Source organism: Mycobacterium vicinigordonae, from assembly GCF_013466425.1.
In the GTDB taxonomy this organism is placed as follows: Bacteria; Actinomycetota; Actinomycetes; order Mycobacteriales; family Mycobacteriaceae; genus Mycobacterium; species Mycobacterium vicinigordonae.
Genome location: NZ_CP059165.1, coordinates 697,694 through 715,118 on the forward strand (window position 1 = coordinate 697,694; position 17,425 = coordinate 715,118).

Annotated in this window: 15 protein-coding genes; 6 read left to right on the forward strand and 9 right to left on the reverse strand. The window is 66.5% G+C overall.

What is annotated here, in order from left to right:
* The 6 genes from H0P51_RS02950 to ligD all read right to left on the reverse strand — a co-directional run bounded on the left by H0P51_RS02950 (position 1) and on the right by ligD (position 6,060).
* A complete protein-coding gene (locus tag H0P51_RS02950; RefSeq protein ID WP_180918699.1) occupies positions 1-1,398 on the reverse strand; it encodes a nitrate/nitrite transporter in 1,398 nt (465 codons plus the stop codon).
* A 142-nt stretch (positions 1,399-1,540) separates the two neighbouring features.
* Entirely contained in the window at positions 1,541-2,074 is a 534-nt protein-coding gene (locus tag H0P51_RS02955; RefSeq protein WP_246398358.1) for a GNAT family N-acetyltransferase, read from the reverse strand.
* Positions 2,075-2,118: 44 nt separating this feature from the next.
* Positions 2,119-2,988: a 5-oxoprolinase/urea amidolyase family protein gene (locus tag H0P51_RS02960; RefSeq protein ID WP_180916569.1), complete on the reverse strand. Its 870-nt coding sequence runs from the start codon at positions 2,986-2,988 to the stop codon at positions 2,119-2,121.
* Between the two features lie 15 nt (positions 2,989-3,003).
* Entirely contained in the window at positions 3,004-3,684 is a 681-nt protein-coding gene (locus H0P51_RS02965) for a 5-oxoprolinase subunit B family protein (protein ID WP_180916570.1), read from the reverse strand.
* Between the two features lie 89 nt (positions 3,685-3,773).
* Positions 3,774-4,778, reverse strand: a complete 1,005-nt coding sequence (locus H0P51_RS02970; protein WP_180916571.1) for an ABC transporter substrate-binding protein — start codon at positions 4,776-4,778, stop codon at positions 3,774-3,776.
* A 46-nt stretch (positions 4,779-4,824) separates the two neighbouring features.
* Positions 4,825-6,060 carry a non-homologous end-joining DNA ligase gene (gene ligD, locus H0P51_RS02975; protein ID WP_180916572.1) on the reverse strand — a complete coding sequence of 412 codons (1,236 nt, stop codon included), beginning with the start codon at positions 6,058-6,060 and terminating at the stop codon, positions 4,825-4,827.
* Positions 6,061-6,128: 68 nt separating this feature from the next.
* On the opposite strand from ligD, the gene fadD2 reads away from it, so the two are divergent.
* On the forward strand, positions 6,129-7,808 hold the full coding sequence (gene fadD2 / locus H0P51_RS02980; protein WP_180916573.1) for a long-chain-fatty-acid--CoA ligase FadD2: 1,680 nt from the start codon (positions 6,129-6,131) through the stop codon (positions 7,806-7,808).
* A gap of 15 nt (positions 7,809-7,823) precedes the next feature.
* Here fadD2 and H0P51_RS02985 read toward each other — a convergent pair whose 3' ends face one another.
* The 3 genes from H0P51_RS02985 to H0P51_RS02995 all read right to left on the reverse strand — a co-directional run bounded on the left by H0P51_RS02985 (position 7,824) and on the right by H0P51_RS02995 (position 11,845).
* Entirely contained in the window at positions 7,824-10,007 is a 2,184-nt protein-coding gene (locus H0P51_RS02985; protein WP_180916574.1) for an acyl-CoA dehydrogenase family protein, read from the reverse strand.
* Positions 10,008-10,094: 87 nt separating this feature from the next.
* Positions 10,095-11,204 (reverse strand): alpha/beta hydrolase, encoded by a 1,110-nt coding sequence (locus H0P51_RS02990; RefSeq protein WP_180916575.1) that lies wholly within the window; start codon positions 11,202-11,204, stop codon positions 10,095-10,097.
* The gene (locus H0P51_RS02995; protein ID WP_180916576.1) at positions 11,201-11,845 is read right to left on the reverse strand and encodes a TetR/AcrR family transcriptional regulator; all 645 of its coding nucleotides are present in this window, start codon (positions 11,843-11,845) and stop codon (positions 11,201-11,203) included. The genes H0P51_RS02990 and H0P51_RS02995 overlap by 4 nt, the downstream gene beginning before the upstream one ends.
* 70 nt (positions 11,846-11,915) lie before the next feature.
* On the opposite strand from H0P51_RS02995, the gene H0P51_RS03000 reads away from it, so the two are divergent.
* The 5 genes from H0P51_RS03000 (at position 11,916) to H0P51_RS03020 (ending at position 17,318) form a co-directional block, all read left to right on the forward strand.
* Positions 11,916-12,497, forward strand: a complete 582-nt coding sequence (locus tag H0P51_RS03000) for a VOC family protein (protein ID WP_180916577.1) — start codon at positions 11,916-11,918, stop codon at positions 12,495-12,497.
* Between the two features lie 25 nt (positions 12,498-12,522).
* Positions 12,523-13,071 (forward strand): hypothetical protein, encoded by a 549-nt coding sequence (locus H0P51_RS03005; RefSeq protein WP_180916578.1) that lies wholly within the window; start codon positions 12,523-12,525, stop codon positions 13,069-13,071.
* Positions 13,072-13,264: 193 nt separating this feature from the next.
* Positions 13,265-14,848: a PPE family protein gene (locus H0P51_RS03010; protein WP_180916579.1), complete on the forward strand. Its 1,584-nt coding sequence runs from the start codon at positions 13,265-13,267 to the stop codon at positions 14,846-14,848.
* 29 nt (positions 14,849-14,877) lie between these two features.
* Positions 14,878-15,780, forward strand: a complete 903-nt coding sequence (locus H0P51_RS03015; RefSeq protein WP_180916580.1) for a class I SAM-dependent methyltransferase — start codon at positions 14,878-14,880, stop codon at positions 15,778-15,780.
* Between the two features lie 92 nt (positions 15,781-15,872).
* A complete protein-coding gene (locus H0P51_RS03020; protein ID WP_180916581.1) occupies positions 15,873-17,318 on the forward strand; it encodes a PPE family protein in 1,446 nt (481 codons plus the stop codon).
* The last annotated feature ends 107 nt before the right edge of the window (positions 17,319-17,425 follow it).

Sequence of the window (17,425 nt, forward strand, 5' to 3'; positions counted from 1 at the left end):
CTACACGTACGCCAGACCCGTACGGGTGGTAGTGCCCGCGGTAAGGGGCCGGCGCACGTAGATCAGCCACGTCAGTACCGCGGCGGCGACGTAAAAACACGCGAACACCCAGAACGCCGATGTGGCGGTCCCGCTGCTCGAATACGATTGGCGCAGAGCGAGATTGACGCCCACACCACCGAGCGCGCCGATCGCCCCGGCTAGTCCGATCAGTGCGCCGGACATGGACCGAGACCATTGTCGGCGCTGCGCCTCGGTGACCGCAAGGGCATGGCTGCGCGATTCGAAGATGGACGGAATCATCTTGTACACAGAGCCGTTGCCGATTCCGGACAAGATGAACAGCGCGATGAAACCGGTTACGTAACCGGCCATTTCGGCCGCAGGCGCAGGTCCAACGCGGTGCTGGCTGAAAGTGCTTACACTGACCAGGATTCCGGCGGCTAAGAGCATGCCGCAGAACGCACCGAGCGTGACTCGCCCACCGCCTGCGCGATCGGCCAACCGGCCGCCGTACACCCGCGACAGCGACCCCAGCATCGGCCCCAGGAAGGCGATCTGTGCCGCATGCAGCGCGGCCTGGGCGTTGCTCTGGCCGCTGGCGACGAAGTTGATCTGCAGCACCTGCCCGAAGGCGAAGGAGAATCCGATGAACGAACCGAAGGTGCCGATGTAAAGCAGTGCGACCACCCAGGTGTGTGGCTCGGCTAGCACCGCGCGCATGGTGCCCAGCTCGATGCGGTAGTGCTCAAGGTTGTCCATGAACAGGGCGGCGCCGATTCCGGCGACGGCCAGGAGTACCAGATATACCGCGCCCACCCAGTACGGCTGGCGGTCACCGGCGGTCGCGATCACCAGCAAGCCGACCAGCTGGATCCCCGGGACGCCGAGATTGCCACCGCCCGCGTTCAGCGCTAGCGCCGCGCCCTTGAGCCGCTGGGGGTAAAACGCGTTGATGTTGGTCATCGACGAGGCGAAGTTTCCGCCGCCCAGCCCGGCCAGCGCGGCGCAGATCAGGTATGGCCACAGCGGCAAACCCGGGTTGGCCAGCAAAAAGATGCTACCGACAGTGGGAATGAGCAGCACCAGCGCAGAGAAGACGGTCCAGTTGCGGCCGCCGAACTTCGCGGTGGCGAACGTATAGGGAAAGCGCAGGCCGCCGCCGACCAGCGTCGCGATGGCGCCCAGCAGGAACTTGTCGGCCGTCGAAAATCCGTATACCGGGGTGGGCATGAACAGCACCATGACCGACCATATTGACCAGATCGAAAAGCCGACGTGCTCGGCGGCCACCGACCAGATGAGATTGCGTCGTGCGATGTTCTTGTTGCCGGCCTCCCACGCCTCCACATCCTCGGGATCCCAGTCGGAAATGGTGTGCGAACGGCGCGCGAGCATGGCGGACAAGGGAGACTCCTAACGTCTCGGGCTTGTGGAGACCTTGTCGGTAACGCTAGAAATCTTTTGTTGCCCGGGCGCTTCTGAGAATGGCTCGGGCTGTGAAATTCCGCTCACCGCAACGTCCGAGGGTTGTGAGGCCCTACCAGACGTCGCCGTCACGCCAGTCGCACATCAGCCCCGCGGAGGTGTCCAGGTTCACACTCACCGGCAGCACGAACACGGTCCCGTCGTCGTCGGGGCTGCGGGTCGGGCCCGAGGGGGTAAGCACCGAGGTCGGGCCGAGCCAGGGCAGCCAGCCGCGGGCCGAGTAGAGTCCGCGGGCCGCCCGTGTCGAGCTGAGCGCGCCGAGCTGGTAGGCGCCACGCATCACCTGTTCGACGCCGTCCAGCAGCGCCGTCACCAGCCCCTTGCCGCGCCAATCTTCGCGCACCGCAACACCTTCGACGTAGCCGCAGCGCAACGCAGAGTTCTGATAGATCAGCCGGCGCTGCACCACCGCGGCGTGCGCGATGATGGCCCCGTGGTGCCAAATCAATGCGTGCATACCGCCGAGCGCATGATCCCAATCGCTGTCGGTGAACTCGCCGGCGAATGCCTCGGTCAGCATCCGGTGGGTGCGGTGACGGGTGTCGTTGTCGAGATCGGCGGTGTGTACCAGGCGTGCGGTGTGCACCGTCCTTGTCTACCACCGCTGGAGTCGGAGCGGACGATTGGGCGTTACGACCGTGGCCGCGCCCAATGCAGTCGCACATACTGGCCGGGCCGCACCTGGGCAGCCTTGTCGATGTCCTCGTTGACCACCACGCCTATCACCGGGTAGCCGCCAGTGATCGGGTGATCGGGTCCGAGAATGACCGGTAAGCCGTTCGGTGGCACCTGGATTGCGCCGCGGGTGGTGCCTTCACTGGGCAGTTGCCGGTCGGGCCAGCGCTGCACGATGGGGCGGCCCTCCAACCGCATGCCCACCCGGTCGCTGCGATCCGATGCCATCCACACGGTGTGCACCAATGCGTCGGGCTCGGCGAACCAGTCGTCGCGCGGACCGGGGATCACCATCAGCTCGACTATGTGTCTTTCGATCGCGGCGACGGGAGCCTGGTCGAGTTCGGGGTAGCCGTCGCTGTGCTCGCCGACCGGCACCACGTCGCCGGCTTGCAGCGGCAGCGGCCCGATCGCCGACATCACGTCGTAGCTGCGGGAGCCCAGCACTGGCGTGACGCAGATACCGCCCCGCACGGCCAAGTAGCTGCGCAGCCCGGCCTGCGGAGTGCCCAGTGAGATCACCTCACCGTCGTGTACATGCTGAATACTGTTGGTGCCAAACATGATTCCACTGACGGTGGGCTCGGTGTCGGCGCCGGTCACGGCGATGTCAAGGTCGCCGCCGCGCACCCGCGCGGAGAACCCGCCGAAGGTCACCTCGACGGTGGCCCAGTCGTCCGGGTTGGCCACCAGCCGGTTGGCCAGCGTGTGCGAGCGGCGGTCGGCGGCGCCGGAGCGGCTGACGCCGAGGTGGGCCAGCCCCGCCCGGCCCAGATCCTGGACCAGGGCCAGCGGTCCGGTACGCAGGATTTCCAGTGTCGTCATGGTGTCTGCTTCCCGTCACGCCGCGCGGAACCGGACCCAGGTGCCGGGCGTGAGCAGCGCTGGATCGGGTCTGTCGATGTCCCATAGCACGGCGTCGGTGTGGCCGATGAGCTGCCATCCGCCGGGCGATCGACGCGGATAAACCGCGCTGAATTCTCCGGCCAGACCCACCGATCCGGTCGGAACCGAGGTTCGTGGTTCGGCGCGCCGCGGGACCCGCAGCTGCTGGTCGCCGCCGATCAGGTAGGCGAAGCCGGGTGAGAATCCGCTGAATCCGACCCGCCAGCGGCTGCTGGTGTGGGCGTTGATGACCTGCGCCGTGCTCAGGCCGGTGAGCTGGGCGACCTCGCCCAGGTCCGGCCCGTCGTAGACGACGTCTATGACGACCTCCCTGAGGAATTCGTCGCCGCGGTCTGTGGGGTGCTGGCTGGCGGCAGCCGGTGTCACGCGCAACTTACGCAGCCGGCGCCGGGTGGCCTCTTGGAAGCGTGGCGCGTCCAGCTTGACCAGCACGGTGGTCGAGGCCGGGACGATGTCGACCACACCGGGCAGCCGCGCGGCTCGCAACGCATCGGCCCACGCCAGAACGTCGGCGGTACTGTCACATTGCAGCAGCAACGCATGGTCGCCGTAGTCGAGTACGGTGCTGGCCACGACAAGGTCCCCCGGGAGGTCGGTGATCTCCGTCACACTCATTACTCGACGGTAACCCCGCGGAGAAAGGCTAGCCAGCAACTTTCGAGCACTGCCAGAGGTGCCTTAACGAATGCTCATGTCCCGGCCGGTCAGCCCAGGATCTTGGCGATCTGCGGGGGCAGCTGGTCGGCGACCACGGGGTAGCTCAGCGGCGACGCGAAGGCGATCGCCCCGGCCAGGTCCTTGGTGGTGAAAATGTGGCGCTTCTGCGCGGTCGCCTGCGAGGCCGCCACCTCGGGATCGGCCAACAGCGCCTGCTGGTCTTCGGGGCTTTCTGTCGACCAGATCAGCACGTCGGCAGAGTCGAGCACCTCTTTGACGTGGTCGCGGGGGATGACCGCGCGGTGGTCGGTGGCGTAGGCGTTGATGCTGTCGGGGACCACGAGCCCCATCTGGCCCAGGAAGTCGGTCCGCCAGCCTGCTGTCGTCGCGACCACGGTGCCCTGCCACGGTCGGCCCTGCATCAACAGCGCCTTCTTGCCCTTCCAGGACGGGTTCTTCTGCCCGATGTCCTTGAACTTGGTGTCCACCGCGTCGACCAATGACTTCATCTGGGCTGACTGGAATACCGCCTGACCAATGGTGGCGGCCTGGTCCCGCCACGGCTCGAAGAAGGCGTCGCCGTCGGACTGGGCGATAGTGGGGGCGATATTGGACAGCTTCTGGTAGGTGTCGGCGTCCAGGCCGGCGTTGGTCGCCACGATCAGATCGGGTTTGAGGCCGGCGATCTGGTCGACCTGGATCCCGTTCTCCAGGCTCAGCAGAACCGGTTGCGCCGCAGCAAGTTTCGGCTGCGCCCAGGGCCAGACGCCGAACGGCTGGTCGCCGAACCAGTTGGTGACCGCGATGGGTACCACGCCCACGGCGAGCAGATCGTCCTGCTCGGTATAACCGGCGCTGACCACCCGCTTGGGGGGTTCCTTGACGACGGTATGACCGAACAGGTGGTTGACGGTCACCGCGCCGCCGCCGGGCGATCCCGGCGCCGGCTTCGGGTCGGAACATCCCGCCGTGACCGCCGCCGCGCCCGCGCCGAGCAGTCCCGCGGCCCCGGCGACCTGCAAGAACCCCCGCCGACTCCATGCCTGCTGCACAGCGAGAGAGTATCGCGTGTCATATCGGAACGTCGGTTGCGTGGCCTTACTTCTCGGGCGCGCGTTTGGGCGAGTAGCCGTGCCAGGGTGAGTAATCGGCGATTAACTCCTCTTGGGGTGGCCGCTGGTCCGGTGGCACATGCTGCAGGTTGACCCGGATCCGGTACCAGATCGAACTAGGCCCGCGCATCCCGTCGACCAGCACGTCGACGGGTTCTAAGAATTCGGCCGCCCGGGGGTGGCGAGCTCGCCAGGTGTCCAGCGCGGCCATCGCCTCGTCCTTGGTCTTGGTCCGGGCGACCTCGATGAGCGGCATGGAGGAGACGCGCCGGCCGTCAGCACTCTTCTTGGCGCCCTTGGGTGCCTTCTCGGGCGGACCCAGTTCCTCGGCCAGCACTAGGAGTCGGTCCAGGCTGCCGGCCGCTGAGTCCATGTCCGCCCACGGGTCACCCAGGTCGGCGAACCGGTCCGGAACGGTGGCGATGGTGAACCGCTCCGGGCGGCACTCGGCGACCTCCGTCCACTGCAACGGCGTGGATATCCGCGCATCCGGGGTGGCCCGCACGGAGTACGCCGAGGCGACGGTGCGATCCTTCGCGTTCTGGTTGAAGTCGACGAACACCCCCTCCCGTTCCTCCTTCCACCAGCGGCTCGTCGCCAGGTCGGGGGCGCGGCGTTCGACCTCGCGCGCGACGGTCTGCGCCGCCAGCCGCACCTTGCTGAACGGCCACTGCGGGGCGATCCGGGCGTAAATGTGGAAGCCGCGTGAGCCCGACGTCTTCGGCCACGCGGTCAAGCCGTGATCCTCGAGCACCTCGCGGGCCACCTGCGCGACGTCGACGATGCCTTGCCAGGAGACCCCGGGCATCGGATCCAGATCGATCCGCAGCTCGTCGGGGTGATCAAGGTCGTCGGCCTGCACCGGGTGCGGATTGAGGTCGACGCAGCCCAGATTGATCACCCAGGCGAGCCCAGCGGCGTCGTGAATGACGGCCTCGTCGGCGGACGTGCCCGAGGCGTAGCGCAGTGTGGCGACGTCCACCCAATCCGGCCGCTTGGCCGGTGCTCGCTTCTGGAACACCGCCTCTTCGGAGATGCCTTTGACGAAGCGCTTGAGGATCATCGGACGGCCGGCCACGCCGCGCAGTGCCCCATCGGCCACCGCCAGGTAGTAGTGGACCAGATCGAGCTTGGTGATGCCCGCCTCCGGAAAGACGACCTTGTCGGGGTGGGTGACGGTGACCTCGCGCCCGGCCACCTCCAGCGTCGCCGGACCGGTCATAGGGTTCGATGATAATTCGGGCAAACCTTCTGGCCTCAATGCGACGGGCGTCACATATTGTGAGTCTTATGCCTAACCTCAGCGACCTGCCCGGGCAGATCCCAGCCAAGATTCAGCAGTACGTCGAGCGCGGTGCTGCCGAGTTGCACTACGTGCGCAAGATCTTCGAGTCCGGTGCGTTCCGCATCGAGCCGCCGCAGAACTACGCGACGATGGCCGCTGGGATCGTCAAGTGGGGTGAGTTCGGGATGCTACCCGCGCTCAACGCAGCCCGCAGTCCGGACCGAGCCGCGTGCATCGACGAGGAAGGCGAGTTCACCTACAAAGAGCTTGACGAGGCCGCGCACGCGGTCGCCAACGGCCTGATCGATTTGGGCGTCAAGGCGGGAGACGGGGTTGCCCTGCTGGCGCGCAACCACCGGTGGTTCCTGATCGCCAACTATGGTGCCGCCCGCGTCGGTGCTCGCATCATCCTGCTCAACAGCGAGTTCTCCGGACCGCAGATCAAGGAGGTCTCCGAGCGCGAAGGCGCCAAGGTGATCATCTACGACGACGAGTACTCCAAGGCCGTCAGCAAAGCGGAGCCAGAGCTGGGCAAGCTGCGGGCGCTGGGCACCAACCCGGACAGCGACGAGGACTCCGGTAGCCAGGACGAGACACTCGCCGATTTGATCAAGCGCAGCAGCAAGGAGCCTGCCCCCAAGGCGGCCAAGCACGCGTCGATCATCATCCTGACCAGCGGCACCACCGGCACACCGAAAGGGGCCAACCGGAGTACGCCGCCCACCCTGGCGCCGGTCGGCGGCATCCTGTCACACGTTCCGTTCAAGGCCGGCGAGGTGACGTCGCTGCCCGCGCCGATGTTCCACGCGCTGGGTTATCTGCACTCGACCATCGCGATGTTCTTGGGCTCGACGCTGATTCTGCGCCGCAAGTTCAAGCCGCCGCACGTGCTCGAGGACCTGGAGAAGTACAAGGCGACGGCCATGGTCGTGGTGCCTGTGATGCTGTCACGGTTGCTGGACGCGATCGAGAAGATGGACAAGAAGCCGGACTTGTCCGCCCTCAAGATCATCTTCGTGTCCGGTTCGCAGCTAGGCGCCGAGCTGGCCAACCGCGCGCTGAAGGATTTCGGCCCGGTCATCTACAACATGTACGGCTCGACCGAGATTGCATTCGCCACCATCGCCCGGCCGGAGGACTTGAAGAAGAACGCCGCGACCGTCGGCCCGGTGGTCAAGGGTGTGAAGGTCAAGATTCTCGACGACAACGGCAAAGAGGTTCCGCAAGGAGACGTGGGCCGGATCTTCGTTGGCAACGCCTTCCCGTTCGAGGGCTACACCGGCGGCGGACACAAGCAGATCATCGATGGACTGATGTCCTCCGGTGACGTCGGATATTTCGACGAGGACGGTTTGCTATACGTCAGCGGTCGCGACGACGAGATGATCGTCTCCGGGGGTGAGAATGTCTTCCCCGCCGAGGTCGAGGATCTGATCAGCGGACATCCCGACGTGGTGGAGGCCACCGCACTCGGGGTCGAGGACAAGGAGTGGGGCCACCGGCTGCGCGCCTTCGTGGTCAAGAAAGACGGCGCCGACCTCGACGAGGACGCCGTCAAACACTATGTGCGGGATAACCTGGCGCGCTACAAGGTACCCCGCGAAGTGATCTTCCTTGACGAGCTGCCGCGCAACCCCACCGGCAAGATCCTCAAGCGCGAGCTGCGAGACATGGACGCCGACTGATAGCGGGTACTCGGCCTACGGGTCGCGGGGCAGGCCCAGCAACCGTTCGGCGATGATGTTGAGCTGCACTTCCGAGGTGCCGCCGTAGATCGTGGTGGCGCGGCTGGACAACAGATAGTCGCCCCACTTGCCTTGCGGCTGATCCAGATCCGCGATCACGGCATCGGAGCCGAAGGACGACACCGCGAATTCGGCGTAGCCCTGCCCCGTCCGCATCGACAGCAGTTTGGAGATCGCCGCCGACGGCATCGCGTCGGCGCCGGCCAGCGTCAGCAGGGTGGAGCGCAGATTCAGCACCTTGGCGGCGTGGCCCTCGGCGATCAGCTGACCGGCGCGATGCTGGGCGATCTGATCGAATTGGCCGTCGCGCACGAACTCGACGAACGCGGGCAGGCTGGCCAAGAAGTTCAGGTCACTACCGCCGATCGAAACCCGTTCGGCGGTCAGGGTATTGCGGCTGACCTCCCAGCCTCGGTTCACCTCACCTAGGACATATTCGTCGGGTACGAACACGTCGTCGAGGTAGACGGTGTTGAAGAACTCCTGCCCGGTGAGTTCCCGCAGCGGTTTGACTGTCACGCCTTCGCTCTTCATGTCGAGCAGGAAGTACGTGATCCCGTTGTGTTTGGGGGCGTTTGGGTCCGTCCGTGCCAGCAACGCGCCCCAGTGCGAGAACTGCGCGGCGGTGGTCCATATCTTCTGGCCGGTGATACGCCAGCCACCGTCCACTCGGGTGGCCTTCGTCGTCAGTCCGGCAAGGTCCGAACCCGCACCCGGCTCGGAAAACAGCTGGCACCAAACCATTTCACCGCGGAAGGTGGGCGGCAGGAAGCGCTGCTGCTGTGCTTCGGTACCGAACGCGACAATCGACGGGATGATCCACGCCGCGATCCCCACTTGCGGGCGCTTGACCCGGCCGGCGGTGAACTCCTGCGCGATGATCACCTGCTCGACGGGACTGGACGCCCGGCCCCACGGTTTGGGCAGATACGGCAGCACCCAACCGGACTCGGCGATCGCAACGGTGCGAGCGTCGCGATCCATCTTTTTAAACGCGGCGACTTCGGCGCGGATCTCGGCCCGCAGCTGCTCGGTCTCGGGGTCTAGGTCGATGTCCACCGCGCGCATGCCGGTGGTGGTTGCGGTGTCCACCACCCGCTGCGGGTACTCCGAGCTGCGGCCGAACGACGCTGCCAGCATCAGCGCGCGGCGGTAGTAGACGTTGGTGTCATGCTCCCAGGTGAAACCGATGCCGCCGTGCACCTGGATGCAGTCCTGCGTGCAGCGCTGCGCCGCCGCCGGGGCCAACGTGGCCGCCACCGCGGCCGCGAACTCGACATGGGCGTCGGCGTCGCCAGCCTCGTCCAGGGCGCGGGCGGCGTCCCACACCGCCGCAGTGGCACGCTCGGTGTCGGCAACCATCTCTGCACACTTGTGCTTGATGGCCTGGAACTGGCCGATCGGCCGGCCAAACTGCTCGCGGATCTTGGCATAACCCGACGCGGTGTCGGTGGCCCAGCGCGCCACGCCCACCGCCTCGGCCGACAGCAGCGTAGTCATCAGAGCGTGCGCGGTCGTCATGCTCAGGCTGCTCAGCACTGCGTCGTCACCGACTTCGACGGCATTGGCCCGCACATGGGCGACGGGCCGCAGCGGGTCGATGCTCTTGATGGGCTCGATCTCGAGCTGGTCGGCGCGTAGCACCACCCACTCTTCGCCGCTGTCGATCGCCACCGGCAACACCAGAATCGACGCCTGTGCCGCGGCGGGTACCGCGCGGACTTCGCCGCGGATGACCAACTCGTCACCGTGGCGCGTTGCGGTCAGGCTCGAGTCCAGCGCGTAGGCAGCGATAGCCGCGCCGCTTGCCAGCTCGGCGAGCACGTCTGCCTTGGGATTGTGTGCGGCGATTAGTGCGCTGGCGATCGCCGACGGCACGAAGGGCCCGGGTACGTCGCCGTAGCCGAATTCGGCCAGCACGATCGCCAGTTCGAGGATGCCAAAGCCTTGACCGCCAACCGATTCGGCCAAATGCACTCCTTGCAGGCCTTGGTCGGCGGCGGCCTGCCAGTACGGCGGCGGATTCTGCAGCGGAGTTTCCATGGCAGCGTGCAGAACCTCCGAGGGCGCCACCCGCGCTACCAGGGACCGCACTGAGTCGGCCAGGGCTTGGTGTTCAGGGTTTATCGCGATCGGCATTGGTTGCCTTCCCGTTGCTCTCGACGTCCGTTCGGACAGGCTCTTCCAAGCTAACAACCGGGCGGTTGGTTGGCGACCATGACCCGCTCAGGCCCACCGCTGAGTTAAAAACTCGGCGACGATGTCGGCCTGCTCGTCGCGGGCGCCCGGCGTGGTGAAGTAGTGGTCGGTGTCAACCGTGGCCTGCGACTTGTCGGTGCAGGCCAGCGCGTCGTAGATCCGCTTGGCGTCCGACGGGTAGACGCCGGTGTCAGCCTCGGCGTTGATCACCAGCGCCGGGCAGGTGATGCGATTCAAGTGCGGCTCGGCCCGGGTTTGCGCGGTCCGCAGGCTCCACATCCCCAGCCAATTGCGCAGCGTGGTGGCGGCGGCGATACCGCGCGCAGAGCGGTTCGCCTTCACCGGCGTACCCGCATAGCACGAATTGGCTTGGCGTTTGGTAGGTTCGAGCGTGGGGTCGACCATCCGCGGGTCGGCCCAGGTGCGCAGCACCGTGAACGGTCGGTCGGAATAACCCGCCGCCTTGACCCGTTCGAGCTCCGATTCGGCCCAGTCGGTGATCGCGTGATTGCGCGCCACCTGCGCCGCCCGGTACCGCTCGACGAACTCCGGGGAGTAGGGCAGGTCCTGCTCGAACAGATCGAGTTCCGGATTGGTTGCCACTGGGTCGTTTTCGTTGACGACGGCACCGTCCATCCAGGCCGTCAGCACGTCCGGTCGTCCCGGGTGCGCGGCGGTGGCGACGTAGCCGTCGGCGACGATTAGATCGGTCAAGCCGTCGGCGGGCCGCATGCCCTGCAGCGGGCTCACGTTCGGATCCACCGCCTGGGATTGGTAGGCGGACATCAACGAACCGCCTCCCGAATTACCCAGCAGCACTACCGTTTCCACACCGGCCACTTCACGGAGCCAGCGCACGCCGACACCGATGTCGACCAGTGCGTGGTCGAGTAGGAAACTGCTCTCGAAGCCGCGGAACCGGGTGTTCCAGCCCAGAAATCCGAAGCCGCGGGCGGCTATGTACTCGGCGATATAGTGCTCGGAGAAGTCGATTTGATAGTGCGTGGCGATCATTGCCACTTTCGGCCGATGGCCCGCCATGCGGTGATAGAGCCCTTGGCAGGGGTGTCCGCCTGCGCCGGCGCGCCCGGCCGACGGTGACGGCAGACCGATAAATTCGCGGATGATCTCGCTCAAGGGCGACCCTCCTCATGGTAGATGGCCCGGTAGTACACATTGGCCAGCGTCCGGATGCAAGCCTGGTCATCAGCCTCGCCGGCGCCGGTGAGCTGGATGTAGCAGAACTGATTGAACATCGCCACGATCGCCTCGGCCATCAGCTGCGGGTCGTCGCCCGCGCAATAGCCTTGAGATTGGGCGCGTCTGACCGACTCTGCGATGAACGAGGTTGGGATCGAGCACATCTCGGCCCAGTGCTCGGCGAAGTCGTCGTTGACCATCGCCAACTGTGAAACGCTGATCATCTCGGCGAGGCGATGCCGGTAGGTGTGCCAGTGCGCGGCGGCCGCCTGGTGCGCGCGCTCGCGCTCCGACAGACCGTGTTGGGTCACCGAGGCGGCGCGCTCGTTGGCCTCGTCGCGGAAGCGCAGCGCCCATTGGCGCACCATCGCTTCTTTGGAGTCGTAGTAGTTGTAGAAGGACGCCGCCGACCGTCCGGCCTCGGCGGCGATATCGGCGATCGTCGTCGCGAGGATTCCCTTGCGTGCGATTACTTTTCGCGCGGCAGCATCGATGGCGGCCTGAGTACGCCGGCCCCGATGGGTGGTTGACCTTACGGGGCGCGCGGGGCGCCCGGTGTGTTCGGCCGCGGTTGTCATCTCATGCACCTCCCGCAAACCTGAATCTGATGTTAGATTCAGGTTTGGATCTTAGGTAGGGAGGCGGGCGATGATCAAGCCGCACAACACCAACTCGGAGTTCGAACTCGGCGGGATCAACCACGTCGCGCTGGTCTGTTCCGACATGGCTCGCACCGTGGACTTCTACAGCAACATCCTGGGTATGCCGCTGATCAAGTCGCTTGACCTGCCTGGGGGTGCGGGTCAGCACTTCTTCTTTGACGCCGGCAACGGCGACTGCGTCGCCTTCTTCTGGTTCGCCGAGGCCGCCGATCGGGTGCCAGGCCTCAGCTCGCCCGGCGCACTACCGGGACTGGGCGACATCACCAGCGCGGTGAGCACGATGAATCACCTCGCCTTTCACGTTCCAGCGGACAAGTTCGACGCCTACCGGCAGCGTCTGAAGGAGAAGGGGGTGCGGGTCGGTCCGGTGCTCAATCACGATGAGAGCCCGATGCAGGTGTCGGCGACCGTCCATCCCGGGGTGTATGTACGCTCCTTCTACTTCCAGGACCCCGACGGCATCATGCTGGAGTTTGCCTGCTGGATAAGGGAATTCAACGAAGCTGACGTCCCCGCCGTACCCAAGACCGCCGCCGACCGGCGGCCCCCGCTTGTCGTCGCTCCCTAGTCGTCGGGTTTGACAGTCTTCGGTTGTGACACAGCACCTTCTGAGCGACGAGCAGATCACGGCGCTGACTCCGGCGCAGCGCCGGGAGTTGATCTCGCGACTCGAGCAACCGCTGGGTGACCTGGTCGAGCCCGCCGACTTCGGCCGTAGGCGGCGGATTCGGCTGGGGCTGATCATCGGTGGGTCGGTCGTCCTGATCCCTTGGATCGGGTTTCTCGCGCTGACTCTGCCGCCCAATTATGTGGCGCACAACTGGCCGGCCACCTGGGTCGGCTTCGACGTCCTGCTGGTCGGCTTCATGCTGGCGACCGCTGTGCTGGGGTATCTGCGCCGGCAACTGCTGTTGCTCACCGCGTTCACCAGCGGAGTGCTGTTGATCTGCGACGCATGGTTCGACCTGATGACCGCTGGTCCCGAGGACGTGTGGGTGTCAATCGTCACGGCACTGCTGATCGAGGTGCCGATGGCGATCCTGCTGATCAGCGGCGCGCAGCGGATCATGCGGATCACCCTGATGCGACTGTGGCTGCTGGATCCGGGGATGCGTCTGTGGCAGCTACCGCTGTTTCCCTAACCTTCTTGGGGCCTTTCTTGGGGTTTTTGTGGGGGCCTTTGATGGGGCAAAGCCTTCCTTGACGTGAACGCTTCGTTGACGCGGCAAAGCGGCAAACCGGAGCTCGACTCTTCAGCGGACTTGCGCCGCGACGCTCAGTGGTGTCGAATAGTCGATAATGAAAACCATATTCATCTGGCGGGTTGGGTGAGCTATGCCGGTATGGATTGCTTCTCCGCCCGAAGTTCATTCAGCTCTGCTCAGTACCGGCCCCGGCCCCGGCTCGTTGCTGTCCGCCGCTGCGGCGTGGTCGGCCCTGGGTGCCGAGTACACCGAGGTCGCCGAGGAACTCGTCGCGGTGCTGGGCGCGGTGCAGAGCGGGGCCTGGCAAGGGCCCAGTGCCGGCGCATACGTCGCCGCACATGTCCCGTACCTGGCCTGGCTGACGCAAGCCAGTGCCAAGAGTCTGTCCGCGGCCGCGCAGCACGAAACTGCCGCCGCCGGCTACACCGCAGCGTTGGCGGCCATGCCGACTCTGGTCGAGTTGGCCGCCAACCACACTGTTCACGGCGTGCTGGTGGCCACCAATTTCTTCGGGATCAATACGATCCCGATTGCACTCAACGAAGCTGACTACGCTCGCATGTGGGTTCAGGCTGCCACCGCGATGGCCGCCTACGATGCCGTGTCCACTGCCGCACTGGCTGCCACGCCGCAGAGCAGTGCGGCACCCCAGATCGTGCACGCCGACGATGACCACGACCACGACCACGACCACGAGGGCGGCCACGAGGACCACGATCACGGCGACCCCACCGCCCTCGACTACCTCGTCGCGGATCTGCTGCGGTTTGTGACCAATGGGCAGATCGACTGGGATCCCCTCGAGGGCACCCTCAACGGCGTGCACATGCACGACTACACCGATGCGACGCAACCGCTGTGGTGGGTGGCCCGCTCGCTGGAGTTCGGCCAGCAGTTCCAGACGTTCGTGCAGCAGCTGTTCACTAATCCCGCCGCCGCATTCGAGTATCTGGTGGAACTCGCCGAGTTCGACTGGCCGACACACGTTGCTCAGGCTCTGCAAGCGGTTGGTCAGTCTCCGCAATTGTTGGCGGTGGCGATCAGTGGAGCCATCGCCAACCTGGGGTCAGTCACGGGGTTGGCGGGTCTGGCGGGTCTGGCCGGGATCCAGCCTGCGCTGCCGCCCGCGATAGTCCCGCCGGCTGCGGCGACGCCGCCGATGCCGGCGGTCTCAACGGCGGCCCCCTCGGTCGTGGCATCCGCCGCCCCCGCGGCACCCGCACCTACGGCAACGACCGTGACCAGCACCCTCAGCAGCCCCGCGCCGCCCCCGCCCCCAGCGCCGGCCGCCGCGGGGTTCGGCTTCCCGTTCCTGGTCGGTGGTGGTCCCGGGGTCGGATTCGGCTCGGGGATGAGTGCCGTGGCCAGCGCCAGACGCAAGGCGTCGGAGCCCGATTCCGTGGCGGCCGCGGCTGCAGCAGAAGCCCGCGCCCAGGCGCGCCGGCGCCGGCGCCGGCGTACCGCGCAGCGCGATTACGGTGACGAGTTCGCGGATATGAACGTCGACGTCGACCCGCAGTGGGACGTGCCGGGCGAACCCGATCTGGCTGCTGTGGCGTCGAATCAGGGCGCCGGAAGCCTGGGCTTTGCCGGCACGGTGCGCAACGAAGCGGCCGTTGACGTGGCCGGGCTCACAGCGCTGGCCGACGATGAATTCGGCGGTGGCCCAAGGGTGCCCATGCTGCCCCAATCCTGGGAGCCTGGTCGCGGCTGACCACGCGGAACCCGCGTACAGTCGTTCGGGTGCGAAGTGAGCGTGACAGCTGGGACATCACCACGAGTGTCGGTTCGACGGCGCTGTTCGTCGCCACCGCGCGGGCGCTGGAGGCGCAGAAGCCCGATCCGCTGGTGGTCGACCCGTATGCGGAGATGTTCTGTCGTGCCGTCGGGGGCACCTGGGCTGATGTGCTCGACGGTAAGGCGCCCGACCACGAACTGAAGAGCGACGACTTCGGTCAGCACTTCGTCAACTTCCAGGCGGCCCGCACCAAGTATTTCGACGCGTACTTCCAGCGCGCCGCGGCGGCCGGTGCTCGCCAAGTCGTTATCTTGGCCGCCGGCCTGGACTCGAGGGCCTACCGGTTGCCGTGGCCGGACGGGACGACGATCTTCGAGTTGGACCAGCCGCAGGTGCTCGAATTCAAGCGCCGGGTGCTGGCGGAGCACGGCGTGCAGCCGCGCGCTGAGCGCCGTGAGATCGCCGTCGACCTCCGTGACGACTGGTCACAAGCGCTGCGAGAAAGCGGCTTTGACCCCACCCAGTTTTCCGCCTGGATTGCTGAGGGGTTGTTGATCTACCTCCCGGCCGCCGCGCAGGAGCAGCTGTTCACCGGCATCGACGCACTGGCCGGCCCCGGCAGTCACGTCGCGGTGGAGGATGGCGCCCCGCTGCCCCGAGACGAGTTCGAGGCCAAGGTTGCCGAGGAACGTGCCGAACCGGACGGCAGCCAACGTCCGTTCTTCCAGCTCGTCTACAACGAGCAGTATGCGCCGGCCACCGAGTGGTTCGGTCAACATGGCTGGACGGCGATCGGCACGCCGCTCAACGACTACATCAGCGAGGTCGGCCGCCCAATACCGGGTCCAGAATCCGAGGCGGCGTCGATGTTCGCCCGCAACACGCTGGTCAGCGCGACCAAACCGTAGCCCTGTTGTTCTCGTAGGAGTTTCCTTTGAGGACGACAAGAAAAGTCGGTGGTTGCGGGAACTATGGTCGGTCCGGCACCGACAACTAGGACGTGCCGGTTTGGCTGGCCTTTCCACCGGAGACCCACTCGGCCCTGCTGAGCAGCGGGCCGGGACCTGCCGGGCTGCTCGCGGCCGCGCACGCCTGGAACTTGTTGAGTTTGGAATACACGGCGGTGGCCGACGAATTGGCAGACGTGCTGGGGGCTGTGCAGGCGGGCGGGTGGGAAGGGCCGACCGCGGGCAGATACGTGGCGGCCCATCTGCCGTACCTGGCGTGGTTGCAGCGGGCTGGTGTCGCCAGCGCCGAGGCGGTTGCCCGGCACGAGGCCGCCGCGGCGGCGTTCACCGCAGCCCTGGCCGCCATGCCGACCCTGGCGGATCTGGCGGCCAACCATGCGACCCACGCCGCGTTGCTCGCCACGAACTTCTTCGGGATCAATACCGTGCCCATCGCGCTCAACGAAGCCGACTATGTCCGGATGTGGATTCAGGCGGCCGGCACCATGACCGCATATCAAGAGGCTTCCGGCGCCGCGGTGGCGTCAGCGGCGCCGGCCGACCCGGCCCCGCAGATCGAGGCTGCCGATGACGACGGTGACGGCGACGGCGGGATCATCGACAACGACGGTGGCGACCCGACCCAGTTGAGTTGGTGGCTGAATCGGGTCACCGAAGTCATCGAGACCCTAGCCAGGGATGTCGAGGAGTTTCCGGAGAATCCGTCGGCGGCCATCGGGCAGTTGGAGAACGATCTGCCCCTGCTGGTGGCCGATGAGGTTGGGCATGCGGGTGAGGCGCTCACTACGTTCCCGCAGCTGCAACTACTCCTGCCGGCGGCTTTCGCGTTGCCGACGGCCGGTTTCGGTTTCGCCGGCCTGGCTGGTCTGGGTGGGCTCGCCGGGACCAGCGCCGGCACCTCGCCGAGCGCGGCGCCGGTGGCCCCGGTGCCCGCCGTCGGCCTGTCCGCGCCCGCGGGCTCCCCGCTCGTCCCGGGTGCAGCAACCCCGGCGCCGGGGCCGGCGCCGGCATCAGCGCCGCCCGCATCGACCGTCGTTTCGGCGTCGGCGCCTCCTGCGCCTCCTGCCCCGGGCGCGGGACCTACCGGCTTTCCGTATTTGGTGGGTGGTCCGGGTTTGGGTGCCAATTCGGCGGCGAAGTCCAGCGCCGGCCGCAAGGCCGCCGAGCCGCATGCTGCGTCGGCGCCAGCGGCAGCCGCCACATCCGGGTTGGAGCAGGCGCGGGCGCGTCGGCGCCGCCAGGCGGCAATGCAGGATCGCGGCCATCGCTTCGAGTACCTGAGCGCCGAACCAGACCCGGTGACCGGGCCGGTGGCGTCGGACCGGGGGGCGGGGTTCATGGGGTTTTCCGGGACGATTGGCGGCCCTGCAACGGCCGAGGCCAACGGGTTGACGACGCTGCCCGAGGATGATTTCGGGTCGGGACCGGTGGTGCCGATGCTGCCGGAGACCTGGCCGCCACCCGGGGAGTCAGGATAAGCCCGGTGTTGTTAATGAAAATCATATTCAGTAAGCTGCTGAGCCAGTGACCCGCGTTCGTTCGAGGCACGGAGAAATGCTGGTCAGCCAGGGTCAGAATGGGAGCG

What these genes read in the sequence shown, in the direction of transcription:
- H0P51_RS02965 (WP_180916570.1), bottom strand. Translation starts at nt 3,684, where the DNA reads ATGAGTGTGACGGAGATCACCGACCTCCCGGGGGACCTTGTCGTGGCC.
- H0P51_RS02985 (WP_180916574.1), bottom strand. Translation starts at nt 10,007, where the DNA reads ATGCCGATCGCGATAAACCCTGAACACCAAGCCCTGGCCGACTCAGTG.
- H0P51_RS03000 (WP_180916577.1), top strand. Translation starts at nt 11,916, where the DNA reads ATGATCAAGCCGCACAACACCAACTCGGAGTTCGAACTCGGCGGGATC.
- H0P51_RS02995 (WP_180916576.1), bottom strand. Translation starts at nt 11,845, where the DNA reads ATGACAACCGCGGCCGAACACACCGGGCGCCCCGCGCGCCCCGTAAGG.
- H0P51_RS02960 (WP_180916569.1), bottom strand. Translation starts at nt 2,988, where the DNA reads ATGACGACACTGGAAATCCTGCGTACCGGACCGCTGGCCCTGGTCCAG.
- fadD2 (WP_180916573.1), top strand. Translation starts at nt 6,129, where the DNA reads ATGCCTAACCTCAGCGACCTGCCCGGGCAGATCCCAGCCAAGATTCAG.
- H0P51_RS02950 (WP_180918699.1), bottom strand. Translation starts at nt 1,398, where the DNA reads ATGCTCGCGCGCCGTTCGCACACCATTTCCGACTGGGATCCCGAGGAT.
- ligD (WP_180916572.1), bottom strand. Translation starts at nt 6,060, where the DNA reads ATGACCGGTCCGGCGACGCTGGAGGTGGCCGGGCGCGAGGTCACCGTC.
- H0P51_RS03010 (WP_180916579.1), top strand. Translation starts at nt 13,265, where the DNA reads ATGCCGGTATGGATTGCTTCTCCGCCCGAAGTTCATTCAGCTCTGCTC.